The 24130-nt window shown below is 70.6% G+C and carries 22 protein-coding genes; 10 read left to right on the top strand and 12 right to left on the bottom strand.

The genetic code is table 11. The features are described 5' to 3' along the window. Positions 1-188: 188 nt before the first annotated feature. Both J2S57_RS03620 and J2S57_RS03615 read left to right on the top strand, forming a co-directional pair. A complete protein-coding gene (locus J2S57_RS03620; RefSeq protein WP_307238262.1) occupies positions 189-896 on the top strand; it encodes an Atu4866 domain-containing protein in 708 nt (235 codons plus the stop codon). Positions 897-983: 87 nt separating this feature from the next. After that, positions 984-2123 carry a tetratricopeptide repeat protein gene (locus J2S57_RS03615; protein WP_307238260.1) on the top strand — a complete coding sequence of 380 codons (1140 nt, stop codon included), beginning with the start codon at positions 984-986 and terminating at the stop codon, positions 2121-2123. On the opposite strand, the gene J2S57_RS03610 is transcribed toward J2S57_RS03615, so the two are convergent. Beyond that, complete coding sequence (locus tag J2S57_RS03610) at positions 2120-3082, bottom strand: TerC/Alx family metal homeostasis membrane protein (RefSeq protein WP_307238257.1); 963 nt, start codon at positions 3080-3082, stop codon at positions 2120-2122. The two genes, J2S57_RS03615 and J2S57_RS03610, sit on opposite strands and share 4 nt — an antisense overlap. Positions 3083-3206: 124 nt before the next feature. On the opposite strand from J2S57_RS03610, the gene J2S57_RS03605 reads away from it, so the two are divergent. After that, positions 3207-4187: a Clp protease N-terminal domain-containing protein gene (locus J2S57_RS03605; RefSeq protein WP_307238254.1), complete on the top strand. Its 981-nt coding sequence runs from the start codon at positions 3207-3209 to the stop codon at positions 4185-4187. Here the strand turns inward: J2S57_RS03605 and J2S57_RS03600 are convergent. The 4 genes from J2S57_RS03600 to J2S57_RS03585 form a co-directional block, all read right to left on the bottom strand. Then, positions 4174-4878 (bottom strand): response regulator, encoded by a 705-nt coding sequence (locus J2S57_RS03600; protein ID WP_307238252.1) that lies wholly within the window; start codon positions 4876-4878, stop codon positions 4174-4176. The genes J2S57_RS03605 and J2S57_RS03600 overlap by 14 nt on opposite strands. Then, complete coding sequence (locus tag J2S57_RS03595; RefSeq protein WP_307238250.1) at positions 4875-6527, bottom strand: sensor histidine kinase; 1653 nt, start codon at positions 6525-6527, stop codon at positions 4875-4877. The genes J2S57_RS03600 and J2S57_RS03595 overlap by 4 nt, the downstream gene beginning before the upstream one ends. Before the next feature lie 130 nt (positions 6528-6657). Then, complete coding sequence (locus tag J2S57_RS03590; protein WP_307238248.1) at positions 6658-7605, bottom strand: alpha/beta hydrolase; 948 nt, start codon at positions 7603-7605, stop codon at positions 6658-6660. A gap of 14 nt (positions 7606-7619) precedes the next feature. Further along, positions 7620-8459 (bottom strand): YihY/virulence factor BrkB family protein, encoded by an 840-nt coding sequence (locus J2S57_RS03585; protein ID WP_307238246.1) that lies wholly within the window; start codon positions 8457-8459, stop codon positions 7620-7622. A gap of 159 nt (positions 8460-8618) precedes the next feature. Between J2S57_RS03585 and J2S57_RS03580 the strand changes: the two genes are divergently transcribed. The 3 genes from J2S57_RS03580 (at position 8619) to J2S57_RS03570 (ending at position 12403) form a co-directional block, all read left to right on the top strand. After that, positions 8619-9323 carry a hypothetical protein gene (locus J2S57_RS03580; RefSeq protein ID WP_307238244.1) on the top strand — a complete coding sequence of 235 codons (705 nt, stop codon included), beginning with the start codon at positions 8619-8621 and terminating at the stop codon, positions 9321-9323. Between the two features lie 681 nt (positions 9324-10004). Beyond that, the gene (locus J2S57_RS03575; protein WP_307238242.1) at positions 10005-10877 is read left to right on the top strand and encodes a pectate lyase; all 873 of its coding nucleotides are present in this window, start codon (positions 10005-10007) and stop codon (positions 10875-10877) included. A 278-nt stretch (positions 10878-11155) separates the two neighbouring features. Beyond that, positions 11156-12403: a calcium:cation antiporter family protein gene (locus J2S57_RS03570; RefSeq protein WP_307238241.1), complete on the top strand. Its 1248-nt coding sequence runs from the start codon at positions 11156-11158 to the stop codon at positions 12401-12403. Between the two features lie 260 nt (positions 12404-12663). Here J2S57_RS03570 and J2S57_RS03565 read toward each other — a convergent pair whose 3' ends face one another. Further along, positions 12664-13356: a hypothetical protein gene (locus J2S57_RS03565; protein ID WP_307238239.1), complete on the bottom strand. Its 693-nt coding sequence runs from the start codon at positions 13354-13356 to the stop codon at positions 12664-12666. Positions 13357-13505: 149 nt separating this feature from the next. Between J2S57_RS03565 and J2S57_RS03560 the strand changes: the two genes are divergently transcribed. Together J2S57_RS03560 and J2S57_RS03555 are read left to right on the top strand one after the other, a co-directional pair. After that, positions 13506-13760, top strand: a complete 255-nt coding sequence (locus J2S57_RS03560) for a hypothetical protein (protein WP_307238237.1) — start codon at positions 13506-13508, stop codon at positions 13758-13760. A gap of 52 nt (positions 13761-13812) precedes the next feature. Further along, complete coding sequence (locus tag J2S57_RS03555) at positions 13813-14799, top strand: carbohydrate kinase family protein (protein ID WP_307238236.1); 987 nt, start codon at positions 13813-13815, stop codon at positions 14797-14799. 33 nt (positions 14800-14832) lie between these two features. On the opposite strand, the gene J2S57_RS03550 is transcribed toward J2S57_RS03555, so the two are convergent. Continuing rightward, on the bottom strand, positions 14833-15330 hold the full coding sequence (locus J2S57_RS03550) for a Dps family protein (RefSeq protein WP_307238234.1): 498 nt from the start codon (positions 15328-15330) through the stop codon (positions 14833-14835). Positions 15331-15603: 273 nt separating this feature from the next. Here J2S57_RS03550 and glgX point away from each other — a divergent pair, with 273 nt between their 5' ends. After that, complete coding sequence (gene glgX, locus J2S57_RS03545) at positions 15604-17739, top strand: glycogen debranching protein GlgX (RefSeq protein WP_307238232.1); 2136 nt, start codon at positions 15604-15606, stop codon at positions 17737-17739. A gap of 359 nt (positions 17740-18098) precedes the next feature. On the opposite strand, the gene J2S57_RS03540 is transcribed toward glgX, so the two are convergent. Genes J2S57_RS03540 through J2S57_RS03520 form a run of 5 tightly spaced genes read right to left on the bottom strand, consistent with a single transcriptional unit; the run spans position 18099 to position 21800 of the window. Beyond that, positions 18099-19487, bottom strand: a complete 1389-nt coding sequence (locus J2S57_RS03540; protein ID WP_307238230.1) for a hypothetical protein — start codon at positions 19485-19487, stop codon at positions 18099-18101. Continuing rightward, positions 19480-20625 carry a sensor histidine kinase gene (locus tag J2S57_RS03535; RefSeq protein WP_307238228.1) on the bottom strand — a complete coding sequence of 382 codons (1146 nt, stop codon included), beginning with the start codon at positions 20623-20625 and terminating at the stop codon, positions 19480-19482. Before J2S57_RS03535 ends, J2S57_RS03540 begins: the two co-directional genes overlap by 8 nt. Positions 20626-20675: 50 nt before the next feature. Beyond that, positions 20676-21275, bottom strand: coding sequence for a hypothetical protein (locus J2S57_RS03530; RefSeq protein WP_307238226.1), 600 nt, complete (start codon positions 21273-21275; stop codon positions 20676-20678). Continuing rightward, positions 21272-21439, bottom strand: coding sequence for a hypothetical protein (locus J2S57_RS03525; RefSeq protein ID WP_307238224.1), 168 nt, complete (start codon positions 21437-21439; stop codon positions 21272-21274). The genes J2S57_RS03530 and J2S57_RS03525 overlap by 4 nt, the downstream gene beginning before the upstream one ends. Positions 21440-21464: 25 nt before the next feature. Then, positions 21465-21800 carry a hypothetical protein gene (locus J2S57_RS03520; protein ID WP_307238222.1) on the bottom strand — a complete coding sequence of 112 codons (336 nt, stop codon included), beginning with the start codon at positions 21798-21800 and terminating at the stop codon, positions 21465-21467. Positions 21801-22003: 203 nt separating this feature from the next. Between J2S57_RS03520 and J2S57_RS03515 the strand changes: the two genes are divergently transcribed. Then, positions 22004-24001, top strand: coding sequence for a PhoX family protein (locus J2S57_RS03515; RefSeq protein WP_307238220.1), 1998 nt, complete (start codon positions 22004-22006; stop codon positions 23999-24001). The last annotated feature ends 129 nt before the right edge of the window (positions 24002-24130 follow it).

The following is a 24130-nucleotide window of genomic DNA, read 5'->3' as shown; positions in this document are numbered from 1 at the left end:
TGCAAGAAAGGATTTTTACGGCCCGGGTTTGGCCTGGTCTTGAGTTTCCATTGACCCGGCCCGGTTTTCTTGACGGGAAATTAGGGACGCGGTGAAAGCCGCTTTATTGCCGGGCCGGGAGCGATCGGGCGATGGTGGGAGTGACGCACCCACTGTGCGGCGGGCGCGTTCTGCCTAGGGTCGCCGGTATGAGTTCTGCGACCGACCTGCGCGTGAGAGAGGCGACCGTCCTGAGGGTCGGTGCCACGACGTCCCCCATCGTGGGGGATGTGAGTGTGACCGACGGTCGCGTGACCGCGGTGGGCGGGGTGCACGAGGGGACGCCGGTGGTCACGATCGACGGACGGGGCGCCACGGTGGTGCCGCTGGTGGTGGGCACGCTGGAGGGGCAGCGGCCGGCCCGGGAGCGGTTCCGCGACAAGGAGATCGCGGTGGGCAACGGGGCGGACTTCGTGGTGGTGCGCCGGCCGGTCGGACGCGAGGAGGCGGTGGGGGCGTTCATCGTGCGGCCGGTGGATCTGGTGGCGCTGGTGCTCGGGGGGAGGCGGGCCGTGGTGCCGGGGCTGATGGCTGTCGACGACACCGGGAGGGACGCCGTGACGGACGCGGTGACGGACGCGGTGACGGACGTGGTGCTGCGGCCCCTGCCGCCCGGTGACCCGCGGCTGGGCATCTGGATCGACCGCACCGGATACCTGCACCAGGAACTCGACGAGCACGGCCGCTACGACGAGACCCGGGCCGGCCGGCGTCACGCCTGGCAGGGGAGTTACCGGGTCTGGCGCGACCGGGTGGTCTATCTCGACGACACCGGATTCTGGGCCTTCGGCGAGTTCACCGGGGGCGATCGGCCCGAGCTGCACCATGCCGGTTACGTCATGCGCCTGCCGAAGTAACGACGGGTTAAATATTGGCCGGTGTGTTCGCCGTCCATCATTGTTTTTTCGTGAACCGGGGTCGGCGTGCTTATCGTGATCCTCGATATGAGGAATGCACTGACGACCGAACGGCACGACCAGGTGCTGGGCACCGGGCTGAACGTCCTGATCTTTCTCATGGACTCCAGTCCGGCGTGCGGCCAGTTCCGGCCCGAGCTCGACGAGTTCGTGCGCCGCCGGCCCGAGGTCGCGGTGTGGACCGTCGACGCGATGGGCCAGCGCGAACTCGCCACCCGGCACGACCTGAAGGCCCTGCCCAGCATCGTGGTCTATCGCGACGGCCTGCCCTGCCGCCGGTTCGCCGGCGTGATGCCGGCCGGCCAGCTGTCCGAGGCCGTCGACGAGGTGGCCGCCGCCGACATGGGCGAGGAGCTCCAGGAATGGATGCTCTGGATGGCGGAGACCGGTGAGGCGGGGTCGCCCTACATCGAGGGGCCTGCCGGTGAGGCGCGTCCGGACTCCGCCGTCGAGTTGCCGGAGGCCTCGCCGTTCGCCGATCTCCGCAGCGCGACGCGGTCGCTCGGCAGCCCGCTCACCGCCGCGCGGCCGCTGACCGAGGCCGGGGCGATGATGACGGGCGAGCCGCTGATGACCGCCGCGATGTCGCCGTTGATCCCGACGGTGCCCGCGATGCCGATGGTGGCGGCGGTGCCCGCGATGCCCGCGATGTCGACGGAACCGGGGCGAACGGCCGAGTTCACGTCGGGCCCCGACCGTGAAAGCCTCATGAATTCAGCTATGACCGCCTGGTATGCCGGGGATGCGGCAACCGCCATTCGTGATTTCTCTAGTCTTCTCGAGATGGATCCGGCTTCGGACCACCTCCTGAACTCGCGGGGACAGGTACTGGCCGACAACGGAGGAGGCGCCACGGCCGTGAAAGACCTCGACGCAGCCATCGCGGGGACCCTCGACGAGTTCTCGGTGGCCTACGCCCGCTCGGCGCGCGCCCTGGCCCTGGCCCAGGTGGGCCGGCACGACGAGGCCGACCACGACATGGCCGAGGCCCTGGCCGTGACGCCGAACAGCGCGTGGGCGCACTTCCGCAAGGCCCGGATCCTGTTGCTGCGCGGAGATGTCGCGGGCATGGACTCAGAACTGCGGCGTGCGATGGAGACCGCCGAGCCACCGCTCACGCAGCACCAGCGGGCGATGGCCGAGGCGTTGCTGAGGCTCAGCGTCTAGCGCTTGCGGGAGCCGGCCGTCAGACTCGCCACCGTCGTCACGACCAGGGTGCCGATGATGACGGCCAGCGACAGCCAGATCGGGATCTCCCCGTCGAAGGGAGCCCAGCCGGCCCGGTCGTACTCGTGCAGGGCGTGCAGCACCAGCTTCACCCCGATGAAGGCCAGGATGAACGACAGTCCCAGCGACAGGTAGACGAGGCGCTGCAGCAGCCCGCCGATCAGGAAGTAGAGCTGCCGCAGCCCCATCAGCGCGAACACGTTGGCCGTGAACACCAGGTAGGGCTCCTGGGTGAGCCCGTAGATCGCGGGGATCGAGTCGAGGGCGAAGAGCAGGTCGGTGCTGCCCAGCGCGACGACGACGAACAGCATCGGGGTGATCAGCCGACGCCCGTCGCGCACCACGGTCAGCGCCCGGCCCTCGAAGGTGCCGGTGCTCGGGAAGCGCCGGCTCACGAAGCGCATGAGGGCGTTCTCGGTGACCTCGTCGTCGTCACCGTGGTCGCGGTAGTCGGCCACGAGCTTCGCCGCGGTGTAGATCAGGAACGCCCCGAAGATGAAGAACACCCACGAGAACCGGCTGATCGCGGCCGCCCCGGCGGCGATGAACACCCCCCGGAAGACCAGCGCCAGGATGATCCCGACGGTCAGCGCGTACTGCTGCAGCTCCCGCGGCACCCGCAGCTTCGCCATCAGGATCAGGAAGATGAAGAGGTTGTCGACCGACAGGCTGTACTCGGTCAGCCAGCCCGCGAAGAACTCGCCCGCGTAGCGGCTGCCGCTCGTGGCCAGCACCCCGAGGCCGAACACCACGGCCAGCACCACGAACACGGTGACGGCGGTGCCGGCCTCCCGCATCGACGGCTCGTGCACGTCGCGGCCGATGACGAGCACGTCCAGGCCGAGGACGACGACCAGCACGGCGGCCGTGATCGCCCAGGTGTACAGATGCACGTCCACGAACGGGTCACTCGGCACCGGCCGCGCGGGCCTTCACCCCGACGGGCGAGTACGACTTCGGTCGTAGTCAAGGTCCGACCGTTGGCCGACGCGTTCACCACCCGGTGCAGAGCAAGATCGGGCCATGGACACGACAGTGCGGCCACCGTTCCCCTGCAGCGACGAGTTCACCATCGTGTGGGGCCGGGCGTTCTTCCACGCCGACGAGGTGATCGGCACCCACCACCTGCTGCGGGGCATGTCGCACGTCGACGGGATCAGTGACGCGCTGGACGCCTACGACGTCACCGACGGGGTACTGCGGGAGCTGGTCGGGGCCGAGGCTCCGGAGACCGGCTCGGTGAACCGGCTGATGGCCGTGGGCGCGACCGGGACGATGACGTTCTCCAGCGCCGCGGCCGCCGCGCTCGACCGGGCCCAGGCCGGCTCCTCGGTCACCGGCGGTGCCGAGCGCGAGCCCCTCGACGTGCTGCTGGCGATCCTCGGCGACTCGCAGAGCCGGGCCGTGGGCGTGCTCGCCGACTGCGGGGTCGACGTCGCCGAACTGCGCGAGGCCCTGCGTGAGGGCCGGGTGCCGGCCCGCACCGAGCGCCTGCACCCCGACCTGCACCGCACCCGCGACGCGCTGATCGGCCGGGCGCGCTACGAACCCCAGGGCCGCGGTGTGATGGGCCGCATCCGCAGGTTCCTGATGCGGCTGTCGTCCGACAACCTGGCCGCCGACCCGGTGTTCTGGGTGCGGCTGGAGGCCGACGAGCTGGCCCGCGAGCAGGGCCGCCGGATGAGCTCGGACGACGTGCTGCTCGCCCTCCTGACCACCCACCAGGTCGCCCGCGCCTACCCGCACATGGCCCGGCAGGCCCAGCCCCGCTACGGCGGCGGGCAGGCCCTGCTCGACGCCGGGCTCGACCACGAGAAGGTGCGCGAGGCGATGGCCGTCACCGAGCTGGGCCGCGACGCGGTGCCGCTGCCCAGCTCGTACGGCGACTGGCCGCAGGGCACCCGGTCGGTGCTCGAGCGCCTGGTCTGCGTCGAGAACAACCGCAGCGGAAGGCTTCTGAGCGCCCTGGGGGTGAGCCCGACGGAGCTGCTCAGGACTGCATGAGCCCCAGGCGGTGCGCGATCAGCGCCGCCTGCACCCGGTTCTCGCAGCCCAGCTTCGTCAGCACCCGGCTCACGTGCGTCTTCACCGTCGCCTCGCTGATCCACAGCTGCGTGCTGATCGCGGCGTTCGACAGGCCCTGCGCCACCAGCACCAGCACCTCGCGCTCGCGGGCACTCAGCTCGGCCAGGCCCTTCGCGGCGAACTCGGGCACCTCGATGCCCGGCGCCCGCGAGGCCTCCGGTACCACCGGGGCACCGGAGGGCGCCGACATGCCGTCGAGCAGCTGACGGGTGACCGCGGGGGACAGGAACGCGTCACCGTTCGCGGCCGCCCGGATCGCCCGGGCCAGGTCGTCGGCCGCCGCGTCTTTCAGCAGGAACCCGGCCGCCCCGCCGGCCAGAGCCCGCGTGATGTAGTCACTCTCGCCGAACGTGGTCAGGATGATGACCACCGCCTCCGGCCAGGCCGCCCGCAGTTTCAGCAGCGCGGTGAGCCCGTCGGTGCCGGGCATCTGCACGTCCATGAGCACGACGTCGGGGCGGTGCTCCAGAGCCAGGACGACGGCCTCGGCCCCGTCGCCGGCCTCCCAGCGCACGTCGATCCCTTCGACCATCGAGAGCACGAAGCGAATGCCTCCGCGCACCAAGGCGTCGTCGTCCGCGATCAAGACCCGGACCGGCGCGTCCGTCATGGGGTTCCCTCCGTGCGTACCTTCTGCTTGGAGACCAGCTTGTCGCCGGAATAGCAGAACTCGTAAGTGATTTCGTACTCTTCGAAGTCGGGTTGCTCGGTGACGTCGCCGAGGAAGGTCTCGCAGGTCCGGCCCTGCTCGTCGGTACGGGTCGAGGCCACCTCCTCCTCGGGCAGCAGGTGCCGCAGCCGGTCGCGGTCGTCGCCGACCCGAACGGCCTGGTACACCGACGCCTCGATCGGGATCGTGCCCGGCAGCGTGGCGGCCCAGCCCACGCACGAGCCCAGCGTGACCAGCAGGGCCAGCACCACCGCGGTGAACCCGATGCGCTGGCGGCGGCTGCTGCGCCTGATCAGGTCGGGCGGGAAGTCGCTGGCCGGGGCCGGGCCCGGAGCGGGGACGTCCGCCTCGTACGGCAACATCGCCCCCAGACGGAACCCGTCGTCCGTCGGCCCCTGCGACAGCACGCCACCCGCCAGCCGCACGCGTTCGGTGAGCCCGTGCAGCCCCTGCCCGCTGCTCGGGCCCGGGTGCGGACGCCCGGCGCGGTTACGGACCTCGATGAACAGGGCCTCGTCGTCGTAGCGGACCTCGACCCGCACCGGCGCCCCACCGGCGTGTTTCAGCGCGTTGGTGATGCCTTCCTGAACGACGCGGTAGCCCGCGTGCTCGGCCAGCAGCGAGAGCGGGCGCGGCTGCCCCACCCGCACCAGCTCGATCAGGGTGCCGGTCTGCCGGGCGGCCTCCACGGTCTGCTCGACCTCGTCGAGCTTGCGGCCACCACCGGCCGCGGGCTCGTCCTGGTGCAGCACCTTCAGGATCTGCCGCAGCTCGGTCATGGCCTGCGACGAGGTGTCGCGCAGCAGGCCCACGGCGCGCGTGCGCGGGTCTTCTTCGTGGATGCCGACGGTGGACGTGGTGGTCGGGGTGCGTGCCCCGGCGGCCGCGGGGTTCTGTGTCGGGTTCTGTGTCGGGTTCTGTGAAAGACCGCCCGCGTACATCGAGATCAGCGTGAGCCGGTGGCCCAGCGAGTCGTGCAGCTCGGCGGCGATCCGGTTGCGCTCGCGGGCCTGGGCCTGGCCGGCCACCAGGAGGCGCTCGGCGTGCAGCTCGATGTTGCGCTGGTGCATGGTCATGACGAGCAGGCGGCGCTGCGCGATCATCGCGGCGATCGCCCCGGGCAGCACGCACATGAAGGCGAACAGCGTCAGGCCGAACAGGGGCGCGCCCATCGGCCCGAAATCGGCCGGGTCGGTCTGCGCCATCACCCCGCAGATCGCGCAGGCCAGCGCCACCGAGTAGCCGAAGACGATGGCCAGTGGCTTCTTGGCGCGGTAGCCGGTGCTGGCGCTGAGGATGGAGATCAGCAGCGACGTGCCCCCGGCCGGGATGCTGACCACCGAGCCCAGCACCAGAGCGGTGACCGGCCGGACCAGGCGCAGCGGCACCAGCACGAGCGCGGCGGCGGCCGTGCCCAGGGAGAGCAGGAGCTCGGTGGAGCCGACCTCGGTGTAGTTGACGAACACGACGCCGCTGAGATTCGTCAGCGCGGCGAACAGCATCAGGGCGCACTCGTAGACGACCCGGCCGCGGCTCGCCCCCCGAACCGCCCGCCACCAGGTCGCCGCTGTGCGTCGCAGGCCTGCCATCATCGATGAGCCTAGGGCATCGCGTGACCCCCTCCACGGCCCCAAAGGGCAACGGCGAGAACACGGTCCGTCACGAAAGGGCTGTCGCCGTCAAGGTGCGCCGCCCCGTCCACCGGCGCCACCGCGTCCTTCACGAACCGCCGCCGGGCTCGAGAACCCGCCGCAACCAGGCGTGACGCGCGGCCACCGTGTCGCGGGCCACGCGGGTGCCGGGTGCCAGCACCGCGTAGCCGTGGAAACCTCCGGACCAGACGTGCAACTCGGCTGCCCCACCGGCCGCCCAGATGGCCGAGGCGTAGGCCACGTCCTCGTCGCGGAACACCTCCGACGAGCCGACGTCGATGTAGGCGGGCGGCAGCCCGGACAGGTCGGTGGCCCGGGCCGGGGCGGCGTACGGGTCGGCCTCCCCGGAGCCGAGCAGGGCCGTCCAGCCGGTCTCGTTGCTGCTGCGCGTCCAGGTGCCGGTGTCGGTGACCTGCCGCGCCGAGACGGTGTCGTTGCGGTCGTCGAGCATCGGGCACAGCAGCATCTGGCCGAGCAGGGCCGGGCCGCCGCGGTCCCGGGCGAGCAGGGTGACGGCCGCGGCGAGGCCTCCGCCCGCGCTGCCCCCGGCGCAGATGATGCGGCCGGCGTCGATGTTCAGCTCGGCGGCGTGCCCGGCGGTCCAGACCAGCCCGGCGTAGCAGTCCTCGACCGGCGCGGGGTGCGGGTGCTCGGGGGCCAGCCGGTACTCCACCGAGACCACGGCCAGGTTGAACTCCCGGGCCGCGACCAGGGCCTCCCCGACCACGCCGGAACGGTTGTCACCGGCGAACATCCCGCCGCCGTGGATCCAGTACAGGGCGCCGGTGGGGGCCTGCGCCCGGACCGGGCGGATGATGAGCAGGCTGATGCCGAGATCGGGCAGCGCACGGTCTTCGACGGTGAAAAGACCGTCGGCGGTGAGAAGTTCGGGAGGTACGGGCACCGCCTGGTCGCGTGCCTCCTGGATGGTGGCCGGGGGTGCGCCGATCTCGTCCCAGACGGCCTGGATCTCGGGGTCGAACGCGGGCATCGGGCCGGGCGTCTGCGGGGGCATCCTTGCTCCTGTGGTCAGTCGGCTGCGTCGTCCAGCATCCTGTCGATCGACCAGGTCAGTGCATAGCCCACGCAGATCACGGCGTGCAGCACCCACAGCCACAGCAGCAGCGCGGTGGTGACGCCGACGATCGTCAGCCCGCCGAACGGCCGCCCGAGGTCGACGGGCAGGGCCAGGAACAACGTGAAGCCCTGCAGGAAGCCGGAGATGAACGCGGCCGTGACCACCGCCGAGATCCCGGCCGAGCGCCACCGCGGCCGGCCCGGCGCGACCACCCGGAACATCCAGGCCAGCGGCGCCCAGAGAATCACCCACACCAGGTTGAGGCCCAGGTAGGAGGCGAGAAGCACGCCGGCCAGGCCGTTCTCGGTCTCCAGGTTCTCCACGGTCGGCGTGATGACGAGCAGGGCCAGCAGCATCAGCGGGGCCAGGCCGAGCAGGGGCAGCGTGAGCAGCCGGGCCTGGAACGACGGCGGCGGGTCGGAACGGTGCTCGGCCGGGACCAGCCGGGCCAGGGCCTTGCTCAGGCCCCGCCCGTAGGCCGAGGCCATGAACACGGCGAACAGCACGGCCGGCGGGGACAGTGAGAGCCCGGCGCCGAACAGCCCGTCGACCCAGCGGTCGGCGCCCTGCTCGTCGGGGATGGCGGCGGCCAGGCTGGCGCCCAGGTCGGCGATCAGGTCGTGACCGAAGAGCACACCGGCCAGGGCGACGGCGACGAGCAGGGTGGGGACGGCGGCGAGCATGCCGTAGAGCGCCGCGCCGGACGACAGGAGGGCGGTGTCGGTGCCGGTGAGGAGGGTGCGGGTGCCGGTGACGGCCTGGTGGACGGCTGACCAGGCTCTGCGACGCACGTGATCAGCATCGGGCATCCGGCGCGGATCGGCGATCCGGGGGAGCGACGGCTGGGGCTCACCGAGACCGGTGGTGCACGTGGGGGCCGCACTTTCCGGCGAACGGCACCTTTCTGGCATCGTCGGTTCGTGGGGAAAACAACGGGGAGTGAAAGGGCTGTGCTCCTGCTCGATCTGGAGAGCTGTCTCGGGGCCCAGCCGAAACTGCAGACGGTGCGCACCAAGGTGCCCGCGCTGGTGGCGGCGGCGCAGCCGGTCGAGCGGGTGATCGCGGCCTGCGCCGGTTCGCGCATCGCGCCCGACCGCCGGTCCGAGCTGATCCGGCTGGGGGTCGACCTGCACCTGGTCGGTGACGAGCGGGATGCCGCCGACAACGCGCTGCTGCAGGTCGCCGAGGCCTGGGCGGGGCGAGGGTGCAGACGGTTCGTGGTGGCCTCGTCCGACGGCCGCTTCGCCCGCCTGGCGCGGTTCGGGCGGCTGGAGGTGCTGGTCTGGGAGAGCAAGAGCCCGCCGTTGTCGAAGGTGCTGCTGGCGGTCGGGCAGGTGCGCAGCGTGCCGGTGCCGGGAGCGCGTATCCCGGCGCAGTCGTCGCCCGGGGTGGGGCGGCCGGAGCTCACGGTGGTGCCGTCCGGGGGCCGGTCGGGGGCGGTGGCCGACGCGCCGGTCCGGCCGAGCGTCTCCCTCACCCTCTCGGGGTGGCCGGGGCTGCGGGGGTCGGCGGGATGGTCGGGACTGTCGGGGGCGTCGGGGTGGGGTGGCCGGGCGGCGGTCGCGTTCGCGGCCGGGGTTCTGTTCGGGGCCGGTTCGGCGGTGGGTTCGGCGGTGGGTTCGGCGGTGGTGGGGCAACGGGGGACGCGTGGGTGACCGGCCGGTGGCTCGGTGAGACGTCGTTGGTGGGCCCGGAAGGGGTGGCACGAACCGGGGCGGGCTGTGGGAGCCGCGGCCGGTCGCGGTGATTCAGCGGGCGACCTGTGACTGATGGGCTTTCGGGGGTGACGAGGCGGTGCGCGCCCGGCCCCGAGGGGCCCGCCCCACGGGGGCCCGAACCGGGCACGCACCTGCACCACGACCGCGACGGAGGGATGTCGGCGGGACGCGGTGCCTTCCGGCCGTGACCGGCTCCAGATGGGGGAGCCGGTCACGGCGGTCAGAGGCCGCGTCTTCAGTTCAGCGTGTGCGGGCTCTGGCGCCAATCAACCGGATGTGGACATCCTCTTTGTCTCCTTGATCCAGGTGTGGGCCGACTGTAGCCGGGGGTGTTCGGAGCGTTCTCCCGCCTGGTCGGAGGCCTTTCGCCGCAAGGGTTCACGGCCGGGGGAGAAAAATTCCCCGGGCGGGGCAACCTTTCGGCCCCGGCGGCGGACTTAGGGGACGTCAGAAGCGCGGGGCGCCGGTGAGCGCAACGGCTGCGTGGGCCTGTTCAGGGCAGGCCCGCCCGGCTGCATTCAGGCCCGTTCAGGGCGGGCCTGATGGCTTACCGGCCCCCTGTGTCTGAATCGACGGCGCACTCGGAGCGCCGTCGTCCGCCCCGGAAAGGGAATCCGCATGAAAAGCCCCTCGCGTGGCCGTTTGAAGCGCGCGTTCAGCACCCGTCGACGGGTCTGGACCGGCATCGCCGCCGCCGTCGTGCTGGCCGCTGCCGCCGGCACCGTGGCCACCGCCGCGACCAGCAGCACGTCCGTCACCACGGCGGCCGCCGCCTCCACGCCGGTCGCGATCCCGACCAAGGCCGGTGCGCTGAGCCTGACCTGGCCGACGGCCAAGGGCACCACCAACCTGACCGCCACCAAGACCGTGAGCGGCACGTACGACGGTGGTCTCAAGCGGTTCCAGGGCTGGGGCGGCGACCAGTCCGAGAGCCAGGACCCGCTGTTCGTGGTCAAGAACGGCGGCACCCTGAAGAACGTCATCATCGGCAACAAGGCCGGCGACGGCGTGCACTGTGAGGGCACCTGCCTCCTGCAGAACGTCTGGTGGGAGGACGTGGGCGAGGACGCCGCCACGCAGAAGGGCAAGGTCTCCGGCCAGATCATGCAGATCGACGGCGGCGGCGCGAAGAAGGCCAGCGACAAGGTCTTCCAGGACAACGGCCCCGGCCGGTTCATCATCCAGAACTTCGTCGTCCAGGACTTCGGCAAGCTGTTCCGCTCGTGCGGCAACTGCTCGACGCAGTACCAGAAGAACGTCGAGATCTACAACGTGATCGCGGTTTCGCCGGGCAAGTCGCTGGCCGGCATCAACACCAACTACAAGGACACCGCCACGTTCAAGTGGATCCGGCTGTACGACGACAGCAAGAAGATCTCCATCTGCGACAAGTTCACCGGTAACAGCAGTGGCAAGGAGCCGACCAAGACCGGCTCCGGCGCCGACGGCACGTACTGCAAGTACTCCTCCTCGGACATCACCTACAAGTAGGCGAGACCCGCTGCCGAACGGCGGCTTTCAGGGGAAGAAGACCGGTCCGGTCCCGCGAGGGGCCGGACCGGCCTGCTTTGGCGGATCCCTCCCGAGGCCGGGAGCGACCAGGCCCGACGTGTGGAACGGCCGGGCCCGACATGTGGAACGGCTGGGGCCGACGTGCGGAACGGCCGGGCCTGAGGTCTGGAACGGCGGGGTCCGACGTCTGGAATGGCCGGGTTCGCGGCGTCCGCGCATGCTGGTGCCCGGCAGCCCCGGATGAGGAGACCACGACTGTGAGCGACAGCGTCACCACGCACAGGAGCCGGCTGGTCCGGTCGGTCGGACTGTGTGTGCTGCTGGCCGCCCCGGCCGTCGTCATTCGCCTGTTAGGTGCCGAGATCGAGCCGGTGGCAGCCATTCTCGTGTTCGGGGCGGCGGTGTTCGCGGCCTCGTTCGTGCTGGCCTGGGCGGCGGAGGCGGCCCAGGTCGACATCTCCGGCGGGCTCGCGATCGCCATCCTGGCCCTGATCGCGGTGCTGCCGGAGTACGCGGTCGACCTCTACTACGCCTACACCGCGGGCAGCGACCCGGCCTACGTGCAGTACGCCGCCGCCAACATGACCGGCTCCAACCGGCTGCTGCTCGGGCTGGGCTGGCCGGTCGTGGTGCTGGTCGGTCTGTGGGGCCTCAAGCGGGTGCACCAACGGCGCGGGCACACACTGCCGCTCGACGCCGGTAACCGGCTCGAGCTCGGATTCCTGCTCGCGGCGGGCATCTTCGCGTTCGTCATGCCGCTGACCGGCCAGATCCACGTCTGGATGGGCGTGGTGCTGTTCGCCTGGTTCGTGTTCTACGCCTGGCGGCTCAGCCGTGGTGAGGTCGAGGAACCCAACCTGCGCGGCACGTCCGCCGTCATCGGTGCCCTGCCCACCCGCGCCCGCCGGATCACGCTCGTCGCCCTGTTCGGGTTCGCCGCGGTGGTGGTGCTGCTCGCGGCCGAGCCGTTCGCGCACAGCCTGGTCGACGGGGGAGGTGCCCTCGGCGTCGACGAGTTCCTGCTGGTGCAGTGGGTGGCGCCGCTGGCGTCCGAGGCGCCGGAGTTCATCATCGCGATCATGTTCGCCGCGCGCGGCAACGCCACCGCGGCGATCGGCACGCTGATCTCGTCGAAGGTGAATCAGTGGACGTTGCTGGTGGGTTCGCTGCCCATGGCCTACTGGGCGGGTGGCGGCAGTGCGGCGCTCCCGCTCGACGACCGGCAGGTCGAAGAGGTGCTGCTGACCGCCACGCAGACCATGCTCGGCATCGCGCTCATCCTCGGCCTGCACTTCCACCGCCGCTCGGCCTGGCTCCTGCTGATCCTGTTTCTGGTGCAGTTCCCGGTCACCGGCACCCAGGGGCGGCTGATCCTGAGCGCGGTCTACGGCCTGATCGCGATCGCCGCGCTGGTGTGGAATTTCCGGCACCTGCTGCCGACGCTGCGGGCACCCTTCACGAAAGACCTGATCCCGGAGTCCGAGTACGCCGGGCACCAGCCTTAGCACGTTCGCGGGTGCGGTCGGCGGGCCAGACGACGGACGCGGCGCGCCGGCTCAGGTGGGCGGGCTCGGCGAAGGCCCCGGTGGCGGTGGTGTCGACGCGCTCGCGCGCGCCGGCCTTGCACCAGGTTGGACGCGGCTCGGGAATTACTGTCTCGTAAGGGGTTTCGGTGGATCGGGCGGGCGAGGGTGGTGAGGTTCACCGGCCCACTCTCAGCCCTCCGGTGAGGTGGTGGACCGAAGATGCGGCGGCCGGGCTGCCGTCACCAGCTGCCCCCGCCGCCCCCGCCGCCGGACGAGTCCGACGAGCCGGAGTCCGAGTAGCCGGACGAGCCGTGGTGTCCCGAGCCGTGATGCCCCGAACCGCCGTACGAGCCGTCGCCGTAGTAGGTGCCCGCCTGCCGTGCCGACTCGGTCAGCCCGGCCGAAGAACCGGCAGCACCCGCGGCCCGGGATCGCCGAGGCCGGTCGGCGAACCCCGTTGACACCTCCAGCACCTCGATCCTCATCCCTGGCACCGCGTGCCGCGCGGGCGGGGGATAGAGCCGCGTCGCGAGCATCTGGCGCAACCGGTCGTCGAAGCCCGGCCCGCGCCGCGTGGCCTTCGCGATCACCAGCACCGCCCCGGTCAGGTGCTCGTGCAGCTGGGCGACGGCCAGGCTCGTGCGGGTCTGGGCCACCTCCACCGGGTCGAACACGCTGCACCGCAACACCACCCGGATCGGCGTGCCCAGCGACAGACGGCGTTCTCTCAGCCGCGTGTGCACCCGGACGTCGACCTGCTCACTCATGTCGATCTCGGTGACGGCCACCACCGGCGTGCCCGGTGCCGCCGCGTCGGACAGGACGTGCCGCCCGTCGTCGAGGCGGAAAACCCTCGTGCGACCGGGTTCTGGTGCCGGCGGCGGCGCGCCGTCGAGCACACGATGGCTGATGACCGGATAGTGCCTGCTCATGACTGATCCCCCTGACGAACCCCCGGAGTCAGATCCGAATCCGGCTGCGGATCGTTCGATTCTGCGCATGACTCACGCGGAAAACTGGACGCCTCGGGTCAGGGTGCGATGCGAGTGCGACAGCGGGTTATTGATGACAAGGTCGGACGATGAGTGACAACGACACGAACGACCTGGTCGAACGGCAGGGCGTCAACGCCGGCGACCCCGACCCGGCCGCGAAGAAGACCGGTGACGTGCGCAGCGGCGGCAATCCCGAAGACGCTCCGGACGAGAAGGAGGGCTTCGCCGGCTACCCGTCGCAGAAGTCGGACGAGCAGCTCACTGGAGGTCAGGTGGCCGACGGCCCGCAGCCCGAGCAGAAGGAGGGCGCCTCGGGCCAGGACGCCGGCCTGATGGACTGACCGAGAACGGTGCGGGGCCCGCGCACGACCGGGGCCGTGCATGATGGGCGCCATGTTCGACGTCGTTGCCGTCGGTGCGCTCAACCTCGACTACATCGCGCCTCTGCCCGCCGGGTCGCCCCTGCCGGGGCCGCTCGGCACCGAGACGGCAGTGCCTGAGGACGTGGTGGTCGCCCTGCTCCCGCGCCTCGAGGCGTCAGGGGTCACGGTCACGGCCGGTGGCTCGTCGTTCAACGTGGTCGAGGCACTCAGCGCGTGCGACCTCGGCCTGTCCCTGGGGTACGTGGGGGTGGCGGGCGCGGGTTTCAACGGCTTCGCGGACCGGGGGGACGTCGACCTGAGCGTGCTCGGGCACTCGTCCCGCCGGCCGGGGACGTGCCTGGCCCTCACCCACGACGGGGACCGCACGCTGCTCACCCACATCGGGGCGAACGAGGAGACGGCGCGGTATCTGGCCGGGCGCTTCGACGAGGTGCTCGCCTACCTGGCCCGGGCCCGGGTGGTGCACGTGACGTCGTTCCTCGACCCGGAGACGCCGGCGGTGCTGCTGCGGCTGCTCGGCGCGCTGCGTGAGCGGGCGCCCGGGGTGGTGATCACGGTCGACCCGGGGCACGTCTGGTGCGCGGAGCCGACGCCGGAGATCCTCGGCATCATCGGGCTCGCCGATCACCTGCTGCTGAACCGGGCCGAGCAGGAACTGCTGGAGGGGCACCGGTTCGGGGCGACGCGACTGGTCAAGGCGCCCGGCGGGATCACGGTCGTCGCGGGGGACGAATACTTCGTGGTGTCCCGAACGCCGCTGACACCGGATGAAATCGCCGATTCCACCGGTGCCGGGGATGTCTTCGCGGCGGGACTGCTGGCCATGCTGGTAGCCGGCAGTCCCCACCCGCGAAATCTGGAACAGGGTGTGCAGCTCGGAATGTGCCTGGTGAGGCACAAGCTGCGGCACCGGGGTGCCGCGGGTCATCCGGGGTTCGCCGCGCTCGCGCGGTCCTTCCGGGACCCGGGCCCTTCAGAGGCGGACCGTCACCCGTAGGTGACCGACGCGTCCCTCATTGTGCTGGTGAGATCAGGCCTTACGCGGCTTGCGGTTCTCCGAGGAGATCAGCCAGGCCTGCTTCTCCAGGTCGTGGATGATCGTGTGCAGCAGGTCGGCCGTGGTCGGGTCTTCGCTGTCGACGTCGTCGTGCACGGCGCGCGCGGTGGCGGCGACCTCGCGGAGCATCACGGTGATCTTGTCGACGGCCTCGGTGGTGTCGACCTCGTCGGACCCGAAGTCGGTCAGCGTGGTCTGCGCGCACACGGCCTTGGGGCCGGCGTCGGGAACCACGTCGAGGGCGCGCATGCGCTCGGCGATCGTGTCGCTGTGCTCGCGGCCCAGGTCGACGATCTCGTCGAGCTGCAGGTGCAGGTCGCGGAAGTTCTTGCCCACGATGTTCCAGTGGGCCTGCTTGCCGTAGAGGTGCAGGGCCACCAGGTCGACGAGGACGCGCTGGAGGTTCGCGCCCAGGATCGCGGAGGCGTGGAAGCCGTTCATGCCGGTGTTGGCGGAAGCGATGGTAGTCATGGTCATGCTCCTTCTCTCGGGGTGCTGAGCACGAGCCTGGACCCTTCTTTTGATTCTGTCAAAAGAAGTAGGTGAGCCTAACCTATGCTCATCGCCGCAGGTCAGGGGCTTCCGGGCGGATCTTGGAGGACTTAGGTGCTACTAAGAGTGGCTGGTCAGAATCGGGTTCGTCCCTGAGCTGAGGTCCCTGCCGTCCGGTGGCGGAGTGCGGTTTTCCGTGGTGCAGTTCAGTCGCGCTTCAACCTCCCCGTCGCAGAAAAAAGGGACATCTTCATGTCTGACGCCGCTCCGCACCAGGTCTGGCCCGGCAAGGCCTATCCACTGGGGGCCTCCTACGACGGGTACGGCACGAACTTCGCCCTGTTCAGCGAGGTCGCCGAGCGGATCGAGCTGTGCCTGTTCGACGACGCGGGCAACGAGACCCGCATCGATCTGCCCGAGGTCGACGCCTTCGTGCACCACGCCTTCATCCCCGGCATCGAGCCCGGGCAGCGTTACGGCTACCGGGTGCACGGCCCCTACGACCCGGCCACCGGGCACCGCTGCAACCCGAACAAGCTGCTGCTCGACCCCTACGCCAAGGCCATCGACGGCCAGTTCCAGTGGGGCCAGAGCCTGTTCAGCTACGACTTCGGCGACCCGGACAGCCGCAACGACGAGGACTCGGCCGCCGCGATGCCGCGCTCGGTCGTGATCAACCCGTTCTTCGACTGGGGCACGGACCGGCCGCCGCAGCACGAGTACGCCGACTCCGTGATCTACGAGGCGCACGTCAAGGGCCTCACCCAGACGCACCCCGACATCCCGGAAGCCATGCGCGGCACCTACTCCGCGATGGCGCACCCGGCGATCATCGACCACCTCAAGGCTCTCGGCGTCACGGCCGTGGAACTCATGCCGGTGCACCACTTCGCGAACGATTCCACGCTGCTCGACAAGGGCCTGTCGAACTACTGGGGTTACAACACGATCGGGTTCTTCGCGCCCGACCCGAAGTACAGCTCGCTGCCCACGCCGGGTTCGCAGGTGCAGGAGTTCAAGGCCATGGTGCGGGCGCTGCACGAGGCCGGCATCGAGGTCATTCTCGACGTGGTCTACAACCACACGGCCGAGGGCAACCACATGGGCCCGACGCTCTCGATGCGCGGTATCGACAACGCCGCCTACTACCGCCTCGTCGACGACGACCAGCGCTACTACATGGACTACACCGGCACGGGCAACAGCCTGAACGTGCGGCACCCGCACTCGCTGCAGCTGATCATGGACTCGCTGCGTTACTGGGTCACCGAGATGCACGTCGACGGTTTCCGTTTCGACCTGGCGTCCACCCTGGCGCGGGAGTTCTACGACGTCGACCGGCTCTCGAGCTTCTTCGAGCTGGTGCAGCAGGATCCGACCGTGTCGCAGGTGAAACTGATTGCCGAGCCCTGGGACGTGGGGCCGGGTGGGTATCAGGTCGGCAACTTCCCGCCTCAGTGGACGGAGTGGAACGGCAAGTACCGCGACACCGTTCGCGATTTCTGGCGCGGGGAGCCGGCCACCCTCGGGGAGTTCGCGGCCCGGATCACGGGTTCCGCCGATCTGTACGAGCACTCGGCGCGGCGGCCGGTGGCGTCGATCAACTTCGTCACCGCGCACGACGGGTTCACGCTCCGCGACCTGGTCTCGTACAACGAGAAGCACAACGAGGCCAACGGCGAGGACAACAACGACGGCGAGAGCCACAACCGGTCCTGGAACTGCGGGATCGAGGGCCCGACGGACGACGCCTCGGTGCTCGCCCTGCGTGCCCGCCAGCAGCGCAACTTCCTCGCGTCACTGCTGCTGTCGCAGGGCGTTCCGATGATCTGTCACGGTGACGAGCTGGGCCGCACGCAGAACGGCAACAACAACGGGTTCTGCCAGGACAGCGACATCACCTGGATCGACTGGAGCACGGCCGACGAAGGCCTGCTGCAGTTCGCCCGGGCGGCCTCGGCGCTGCGCGCCCAGCACCCGATCTTCCGTCGGCGTCACTTCTTCGACGGCCTGCCGGTGCGCCGCCGTGGCAAGGAGGGCGTGCCGGACATCAGCTGGTTCACCCCCGACGGCTCCGAGATGACCGAGGAGGAGTGGGATTCCGGTTTCGGCAAGGCGGTGACCATGTACCTCAACGGGCGGGGCATCACCGGCACCGACAACCGCGGCGAGCGCATCGTCGACGACTCGTTCGTGCTCATCTTCAACGCCCACTTCGAGGACCTCGACTTCGTCCTGCCTCCGGTCGAGTACGGCGAGGCCTGGCAGGTCGTGCTCGACAGCCAGCTCGCTGCCGATCCGGAGCAGCAGGTCGACGTGGTCAAGGCGGGCGGTTCGCTGCTGGTCGAGGCCAGGTCGCTGGTGGTGCTGAGCTGCCCCCGGGCCTGAGTTGGGCTGGCTCGGGTCTGAGTTGGGCTGGCTCGGGTCTGAGTTGAGCTGGCTCGGGTCTGAGTTGAGCTGGCTCGGGTCTGAGTTGAGCTGGCTCGGGTCTGAGTTGAGCTGACTCGGGTCTGAGTTGAGCTGGCCCCGGTGGTGCGTGTGACCCGCCCTGAGCCTGCCTCGACCCTGTGCGGGGGTGGGCTGCTCTGAGCGCTCGGGCCCGGTTGGCGGGCTGATCCCGCTCCCCACCGGGGGGAGCGGGATTCTTCTTCCGGAACCGCCGGACGATCCGTAATGATTAGCTGCGCTGACGTTATGGATCGTCCGGGCGTTTTTGTAGAGACAACCCCCTGCCCTCCCGGGGCGGGTCAGCCGGCCTGGCGCCAGGTCACGTCGAGCCACAGTCGGTCGCCACTGATCAGGCGGCTGATCTGCACCGGCCCGGGGGTGCCGGGGTCGTCAGGGCCGCCGGGGCTGCCGGGGAGGTGGGGGACGGCAGGGGGGCCAAGGACGCCAGGGTCTCCGAGAGGGCCAGAGCCTCGGAGGGGACCAGGCGTGTCGGGGTGGCTCGGGGTGTGAGGGGTTTCGAGGGGGCCCGGTGTGTTGGGGTGGCTCGGGGTGTGAGGGGTTTCGAGGGGGCCGGGGGTGGCGGGGAAGAGGGCGGGGTCCAGGTCGAGGGCGCCGTCGACCACCACGCTGAGGGTGACCTGGTCGTCACGGCCCACGACGGTCAGCCGGGCACTCGAGCGGGCGCCGGCGAGAACGGCGATCACCGGTTCGGTCAGGGCCCGGCGTGCGGCCAGGGGAACGGGGGGCAGGGTGCCGCGTACCGACGCCTGCACGGCCGTGCCCTGGCGCTCGGCCACGTCGATGCAGGCCGAGATCTCGTGGCTGAGCGGGTCGGAGACCTCGTCGCTCTCGGCGAACAGGCGCCGCATGCGGGCGGCCTCGACCGAGCAGGCGCGCTGGACGCCGGGATCGGCGGGGTCGAGCAGTCCGTCGGCGATGCCCTGGAGCAGGGGAGTGGTGGTGACGGTGAGCTCGGCGTAGCGGGCCTGGCGGTCGCCGTGCACCTGTTCGGCCACTCGTTCCGACAGGCGCAGGCGTTCTTCCTCGGCCGCGGTCTCCCGGGCCACCGCCCCCGAACGCTGCAGGGCCACCGCCGCCACCGCCACGGCCCCCTGCCAGCTGGCCACGAGCAGACTGGTGACGCCCATCTCGACCAGCGTCGGGCGGTCGCCCTGCCCCGCCGCGAGCACCTGCACCAGCGAGAGCGCCTGCTGAAAGGCCAGGGCCCCGAAGAACCAGCCGAGCGGCAGGTCCATCAGCAGCAGCACCGCGAACCAGCCGAACACCTTCCACGACCAGTGCGGCGGCAGGACCATCTGCTCCGGCCTCACCGCCGCCGTGGCCAGCACCGTGGCCACGAGCGCGACGAGCACCATCGGCCAGCGGAGCCGCCCCCAGGGCCGGTCCCGCGCGACCGTCACCACCGCGAGCAGCAGCAGGGCGACCAGCACGGCCAGCGAGACGTACTCCAGCGTGGGCCGCGCGTAGGCCCCCGGACTGGCGACCGCGATGGGCAGGAACCAGACGCACAGCACCGCGGTGGTCACGCCGAGCGTCGCGATGCGCAGGCCACGGATGAACTCGTCGGCGATCAGCGTGCGCGCCGAGGACACCGAGGAGGCTGAGGGCGCCAGGGACTCCGCAGGAGCCTGGGCCGCGGAGTCGTGGGGCGACGGGGACTCAGCCACCGGCCCACTCCAGCCGCACCCGGGTGCCCCGGCCCGGCGCCGAGTCGACGGTGCCGATTCCCCCGGCACGCGTCATCCGGGCCTCGATCGACTCGGAGATGCCGCGCCGCGTGATCGGGACCCGGGTCGGGACGAAACCCACGCCCGCGTCGCTCACCTCGACCACCAGACGCGTCCCCTGTTGGTCGATCGAAAGGCTGGCCTCGGGCACCCCCGCGTGCCGCGCCACGTTGGTGAGTGCCTCGCGCACGCTGTCGCGGATCGCCAGCGCCGGCAGCGAGGGCACCATCAGGGTGTCGAACGGCGAATGGTGGACGGTGACCTGACCGGCCGCCGTCGTCTCGGCGAGCATGGTGGCCAGGTCGAGCACCGGTTCCGGTTTCACCGCGCGCACCTGGGGGTCGAGCAGGGCCAGGTCGCGGCGGGCCTGCTGCTGCAGCCAGTCGCGGCGCCCGTGCACCGTGCCGAGCCCGACCATGAGCAGCGTGGCGGCGGCGGTGTCGTGCAGGGTGGCCAGGTGCTCGCGCTCGTCGGACCGGCGCGCCCGGCTCAGCTGCGCGGCCGCCCGTTCGCGGTCACCGGCGGCCAGGTACTCGTCGGCGCGGCGCCCACCCCGGCGGGTCATGACGAACAGCCCGCGTGACAGCAGGCCGTCGGCCAGCAGCCAGATCGCGGGGGCGGGCCAGGGGCCACCGTTGTCACCGATGGCCGTCTCGATCCCGATCCAGTACGAGGCCGTCAGCAGCACCGCCGCCAGCGCCCCGACCGGCGTCGACGTGTGCCACTGGTAGGTCACGATCGTCATGGCCACCAGCGCGTTCATCCAGCCGGTGCCGTCGGGCACGCTGTCCAGCGGGATCAGCCAGAACTGGCTCGCCAGCACGCCGCAGGTGATGACCAGGTCGGCCGTCAGCCAGCCGGGCCCGACGCGGTCGCCGCCCTGGATCCGCAGCATGCGCACGCAGAACACCACGGTCCAGACGATCAGCCCGGCGGCGACCAGCGCCGCCACCAGCAGACGGGTGCCCGAGACCAGGAACAGGCCGAGCCCGCCGCAGCCGATGGCCACGACCATGCGGCTGATGGCTGCCCAGCGCAGACTGATGCGCAGCATGGAGCGCTCGACGGGATGCGGCACGGTGCGAAGTATTACAGAACGGTCACCCGGGGTCACCCGTGCGCAGCGTCTCAGTGCCCCAGACCGAGCGTGGCGGCGAGGTCTTCGTGCAGCTCGAACCAGACCCGGTGACACGAGTCGCGATCGGTGCCGGTGACCCAGTGCAGGTCGTGCTCGGCCCGTTCCAGCGCCCCCGCGAAGCGCTCGTGATAGCCCGCGAACCGGGGAAGCACGGAGGTGAGGCGCTGCTCGAGTCCTTCCAGACGCCGCGCCGGCCCGGACAACGCGGCCAGGATCTCGGTGAGCGTGGGCGGGTCGTCGGTCATCTCCAGCTCGGCCAGCTGCCACGCGGTGCAGGTGGCCGAGACGGTCTCGTTCAGCGGCAGGAAGTCGTGGTGCACCGCCTCGACCAGGGCCCGGGCCCCGGTCGCGTCCAGTTCCGCCGCGAGAAGCTTCTCCTCGTGCGCCTTTCCGGCCTCGGTGAGTGACCAGCCGCCGTCGCCGTGGTATCCGGTCCAGCTGACCTGCCCGAACGCCTGGGCGTCGAGCAGGTGCTCCTCGGCCGTCGCGACCGGCAGCCCGGTGCGCCCGGCCACGCGGGCCGTGCTGGCGTAGCCCAGGGTGCGCACCGCGTGGAGCGTGAGCAGGTCCGGCGGGGTGGGGTGGGTCATGCGTGCTCCTGGGAGTCCTGGATCGTGATGGTGCCGGCCCGGTCGTCGGGGGTGACCGGCTGTACGGGGGTGACCGGCTGTGCGGCGGTGGGTGCGTCGTCCGTGGATCGGCCCGAAAACCCGGACCGCACGACGGAACCCGGCGTCACCGCGAGGCCCGGCATCGAAAAGGGTTACGGCGTGCGAGAATCACGGCAGCCGCGCCAGCACCCGGTGGAACCGCTGCTGCGCCGCCTGCGCCGACCCCAGCCCGAGCGCCTGGGCCACCTGCGGCCAGGTCATCCCGGCGGCCCGGGCACCGAACATCAGCCCGGCCTCGCACTGGTCGATCTCGGCGCGCGCCGACGCCAGTAATCGCAACCCGGCCCCGAGCGCGGCCGGATCGGGGTCGGGGGAGTGGGCCAGCCAGGTCGCGTAGCGCACCAGGTCGGTGTCGGACGGCGGCTGCCCCGGGCTCTGCCAGGGACGCGGGGCCAGGTCGGCGCCGGACAGGGCGTCGCGGGCCTGCTGATCGTCGCTGAACATGTCGCCAGCATTGAGCCTCAACGAAGCGTTGTCAACGCCGTGTTGACGCACCCGGGGCAATAGGTGAGTGAACACTGACGAAAATGTCCGTTCACCGACTGTACTCGTCGAACCGGGTGCCCGGGGCCCGGCGCCTTCCGTAGTTTCGCGAGGGATCACAGCTGACCAGCACCTGTGTCTTCATGTCCACCGGGAGAATCCTGATGAGAAACCTGCCCATGTTCGGGCTGACCCACGGGAATCGCAGCGCCGTCACCTGCGATCTCAAGTGTGACAACGCCTGTTCCCGTCCGGCCCCGAACACGAGCTGCGAGCCCACGTTCCAGAGTGTGGCGTCGGCGGCCCTGAGTCGTCGCGCCCTGCTGGCCGGTGGTGGTGCACTCGCCGCGGCCGCCGCGATGCCGATCGTGCACGCGCAGGAAGCCGAAGCGTCGAGCCGGGCCGCGGGCGGCCTGAAGTTCACGCCGATCGCCTCCGTCGACAGCACGAAAGACGCGTTCACGGTGCCGAAGGGCTTCCGGTGGGACCCGATCATCCGCTGGGGCGACCCGCTGTTCAAGAACTCCCCGGCGTTCGACCCGACGAAGCCCAGTGCCAAGGCACAGGCACTCCAGTTCGGTTACAACAACGACTATCTCGACATCATCGAGACGAACAGGGGTGGCACCGAGGCGCTCCTGGTGTGCAACCACGAGTACACCAACCGGGCCATCATGTTCCCGCCGGCCACCACGGCCGACGAAGAGGCCGAGGTGCTGCGTACCCTCAAGGCCGCGCACGGTTTCGCGGTCGTCGAGCTGGAACGCCGCCGCCGGGGCGAGAAGTGGTCGTACGTGCGCGGTGGGTACCACAACCGCCGCATCACCGCCGACACGCCGTTCGCCTTCGACGGCCCGGCCGCCGGGTCCGATCTGCTGAAGACCAAGGCCGACCCGGAGGGGCGCGTCGCGCTGGGCACGTTCGGCAACTGTTCCGGTGGCACCACCCCCTGGGGCACCGTGCTCTCCGGTGAGGAGAACTTCAACGGTTACTTCGTGGCCGACCCGGCCGCGCGGGGCAGCAAGCGCTACGGTCTCACCAACGCCGCGAGCTCGTACGGCTGGGAGAAGATCGACCCGCGCTTCGACGCCACCCAGGCCGACTACGCCCACGAGCCGAACCGTTTCGGCTACATCGTCGAGATCGACCCGACCGACCCGAAGTCCACGCCGGTCAAGCACACCGCGATGGGCCGGATGAAGCACGAGGGCGCCAACGTCCGGGTGGACGACGACGGCACCGTGGTCGCGTACATGGGTGACGACGAGAAGTTCGACTACCTGTACAAGTTCGTGGCGAAGAACAAGTACAGGAAGGGCGACTCGCGGGCGGCCCGCAAGCACAACCTCAAGCTGCTGAGCGAGGGTGACCTCTACGTCGCCAAGTTCAGCGGTGTGCAGCGTGAGGACAACGCCAATCTCGGTACCGGGGAATGGATCCCGCTGACGAAGAACGGGAAGTCGGCCGTCGCCGGGTTCACGCTCGAGGAGGTGCTGATCTTCACCCGCGAGGCCGCGGACGCCGTCAAGGCCACGCCGATGGACCGCTGCGAGGACGTGCAGCCCGACCTGAAGACCGGCAGGGTCTACGTGGTCTGCACGAACAACGACGCGCGGGGCACCGCGGGCAAGCCGGCGACCGACGCGCCGAACCCGCGCACGGCGAACAAGAACGGTCACATCATCGAGATCACCGAGCGCCGGGGCCGGGCCGACGCCACGAAGTTCGAGTGGGACCTGTTCCTGGTCTGTGGTGACAACGGCCAGGCGGGAACCTATTTCGGCGGGTGGGAAGGTCCGGTCGCGCCGATCTCGTGCCCGGACAACATCGCGTTCGACTCGGCCGGCAACCTGTGGATCTCCACCGACGGCCAGCCCAGCTCGATCAAGAAGAACGACGGCCTGTTCAAGGTGCCGCTGCACGGCAGGGAGCGTGGTCACCTGGTGCAGTTCCTGGCGGTGCCGGTGCAGGCCGAGACCTGTGGCCCGGTGATCCACGACCAGGACGGCTCGGTGTTCGTCGCGGTGCAGCACCCGGGTGAGGAAGGGACCTGGGCGGCCCAGAACTCGTACTTCCCCGACTATGTCGCGGCGGGTGCGAAGCCGGGCAAGGGCGACTGGCGGGGCCCGCGGCCCGCGGTGGTTCAGGTCACCAGGCGCTGATCCGTGTTTCGGCGGCCCCCTTCCGATTTTCGGTCGGGGGCCGCTTTTTTCAATGAAGGACGTGGTGGTCGCTTGCGGCACTCGGCCCGCCGGGGCCGGTGGCCGGGGAGTGCGGATCGGCGCGGATCG

Source organism: Kineosporia succinea, from assembly GCF_030811555.1.
Lineage (GTDB): Bacteria > Actinomycetota > Actinomycetes > Actinomycetales > Kineosporiaceae > Kineosporia > Kineosporia succinea.
The sequence above is the reverse complement of the archived record's forward strand: the minus strand, read 5'-3'. Positions and strand labels throughout refer to the sequence as shown.

Bases quoted from the DNA above. Each gene is read 5' to 3' on its own strand.
- J2S57_RS03565 (WP_307238239.1), bottom strand. From the start codon at position 13,356: ATGAGCAGGCACTATCCGGTCATCAGCCATCGTGTGCTCGACGGCGCG.
- J2S57_RS03590 (WP_307238248.1), bottom strand. From the start codon at position 7,605: ATGCCCCCGCAGACGCCCGGCCCGATGCCCGCGTTCGACCCCGAGATC.
- J2S57_RS03550 (WP_307238234.1), bottom strand. From the start codon at position 15,330: ATGACTACCATCGCTTCCGCCAACACCGGCATGAACGGCTTCCACGCC.
- J2S57_RS03620 (WP_307238262.1), top strand. From the start codon at position 189: ATGAGTTCTGCGACCGACCTGCGCGTGAGAGAGGCGACCGTCCTGAGG.
- glgX (WP_307238232.1), top strand. From the start codon at position 15,604: ATGTCTGACGCCGCTCCGCACCAGGTCTGGCCCGGCAAGGCCTATCCA.
- J2S57_RS03520 (WP_307238222.1), bottom strand. From the start codon at position 21,800: ATGTTCAGCGACGATCAGCAGGCCCGCGACGCCCTGTCCGGCGCCGAC.
- J2S57_RS03575 (WP_307238242.1), top strand. From the start codon at position 10,005: ATGAAAAGCCCCTCGCGTGGCCGTTTGAAGCGCGCGTTCAGCACCCGT.
- J2S57_RS03615 (WP_307238260.1), top strand. From the start codon at position 984: ATGAGGAATGCACTGACGACCGAACGGCACGACCAGGTGCTGGGCACC.
- J2S57_RS03530 (WP_307238226.1), bottom strand. From the start codon at position 21,275: ATGACCCACCCCACCCCGCCGGACCTGCTCACGCTCCACGCGGTGCGC.
- J2S57_RS03605 (WP_307238254.1), top strand. From the start codon at position 3,207: ATGGACACGACAGTGCGGCCACCGTTCCCCTGCAGCGACGAGTTCACC.
- J2S57_RS03595 (WP_307238250.1), bottom strand. From the start codon at position 6,527: ATGGCAGGCCTGCGACGCACAGCGGCGACCTGGTGGCGGGCGGTTCGG.
- J2S57_RS03600 (WP_307238252.1), bottom strand. From the start codon at position 4,878: ATGACGGACGCGCCGGTCCGGGTCTTGATCGCGGACGACGACGCCTTG.
- J2S57_RS03525 (WP_307238224.1), bottom strand. From the start codon at position 21,439: ATGCCGGGCCTCGCGGTGACGCCGGGTTCCGTCGTGCGGTCCGGGTTT.
- J2S57_RS03560 (WP_307238237.1), top strand. From the start codon at position 13,506: ATGAGTGACAACGACACGAACGACCTGGTCGAACGGCAGGGCGTCAAC.
- J2S57_RS03555 (WP_307238236.1), top strand. From the start codon at position 13,813: ATGTTCGACGTCGTTGCCGTCGGTGCGCTCAACCTCGACTACATCGCG.
- J2S57_RS03515 (WP_307238220.1), top strand. From the start codon at position 22,004: ATGAGAAACCTGCCCATGTTCGGGCTGACCCACGGGAATCGCAGCGCC.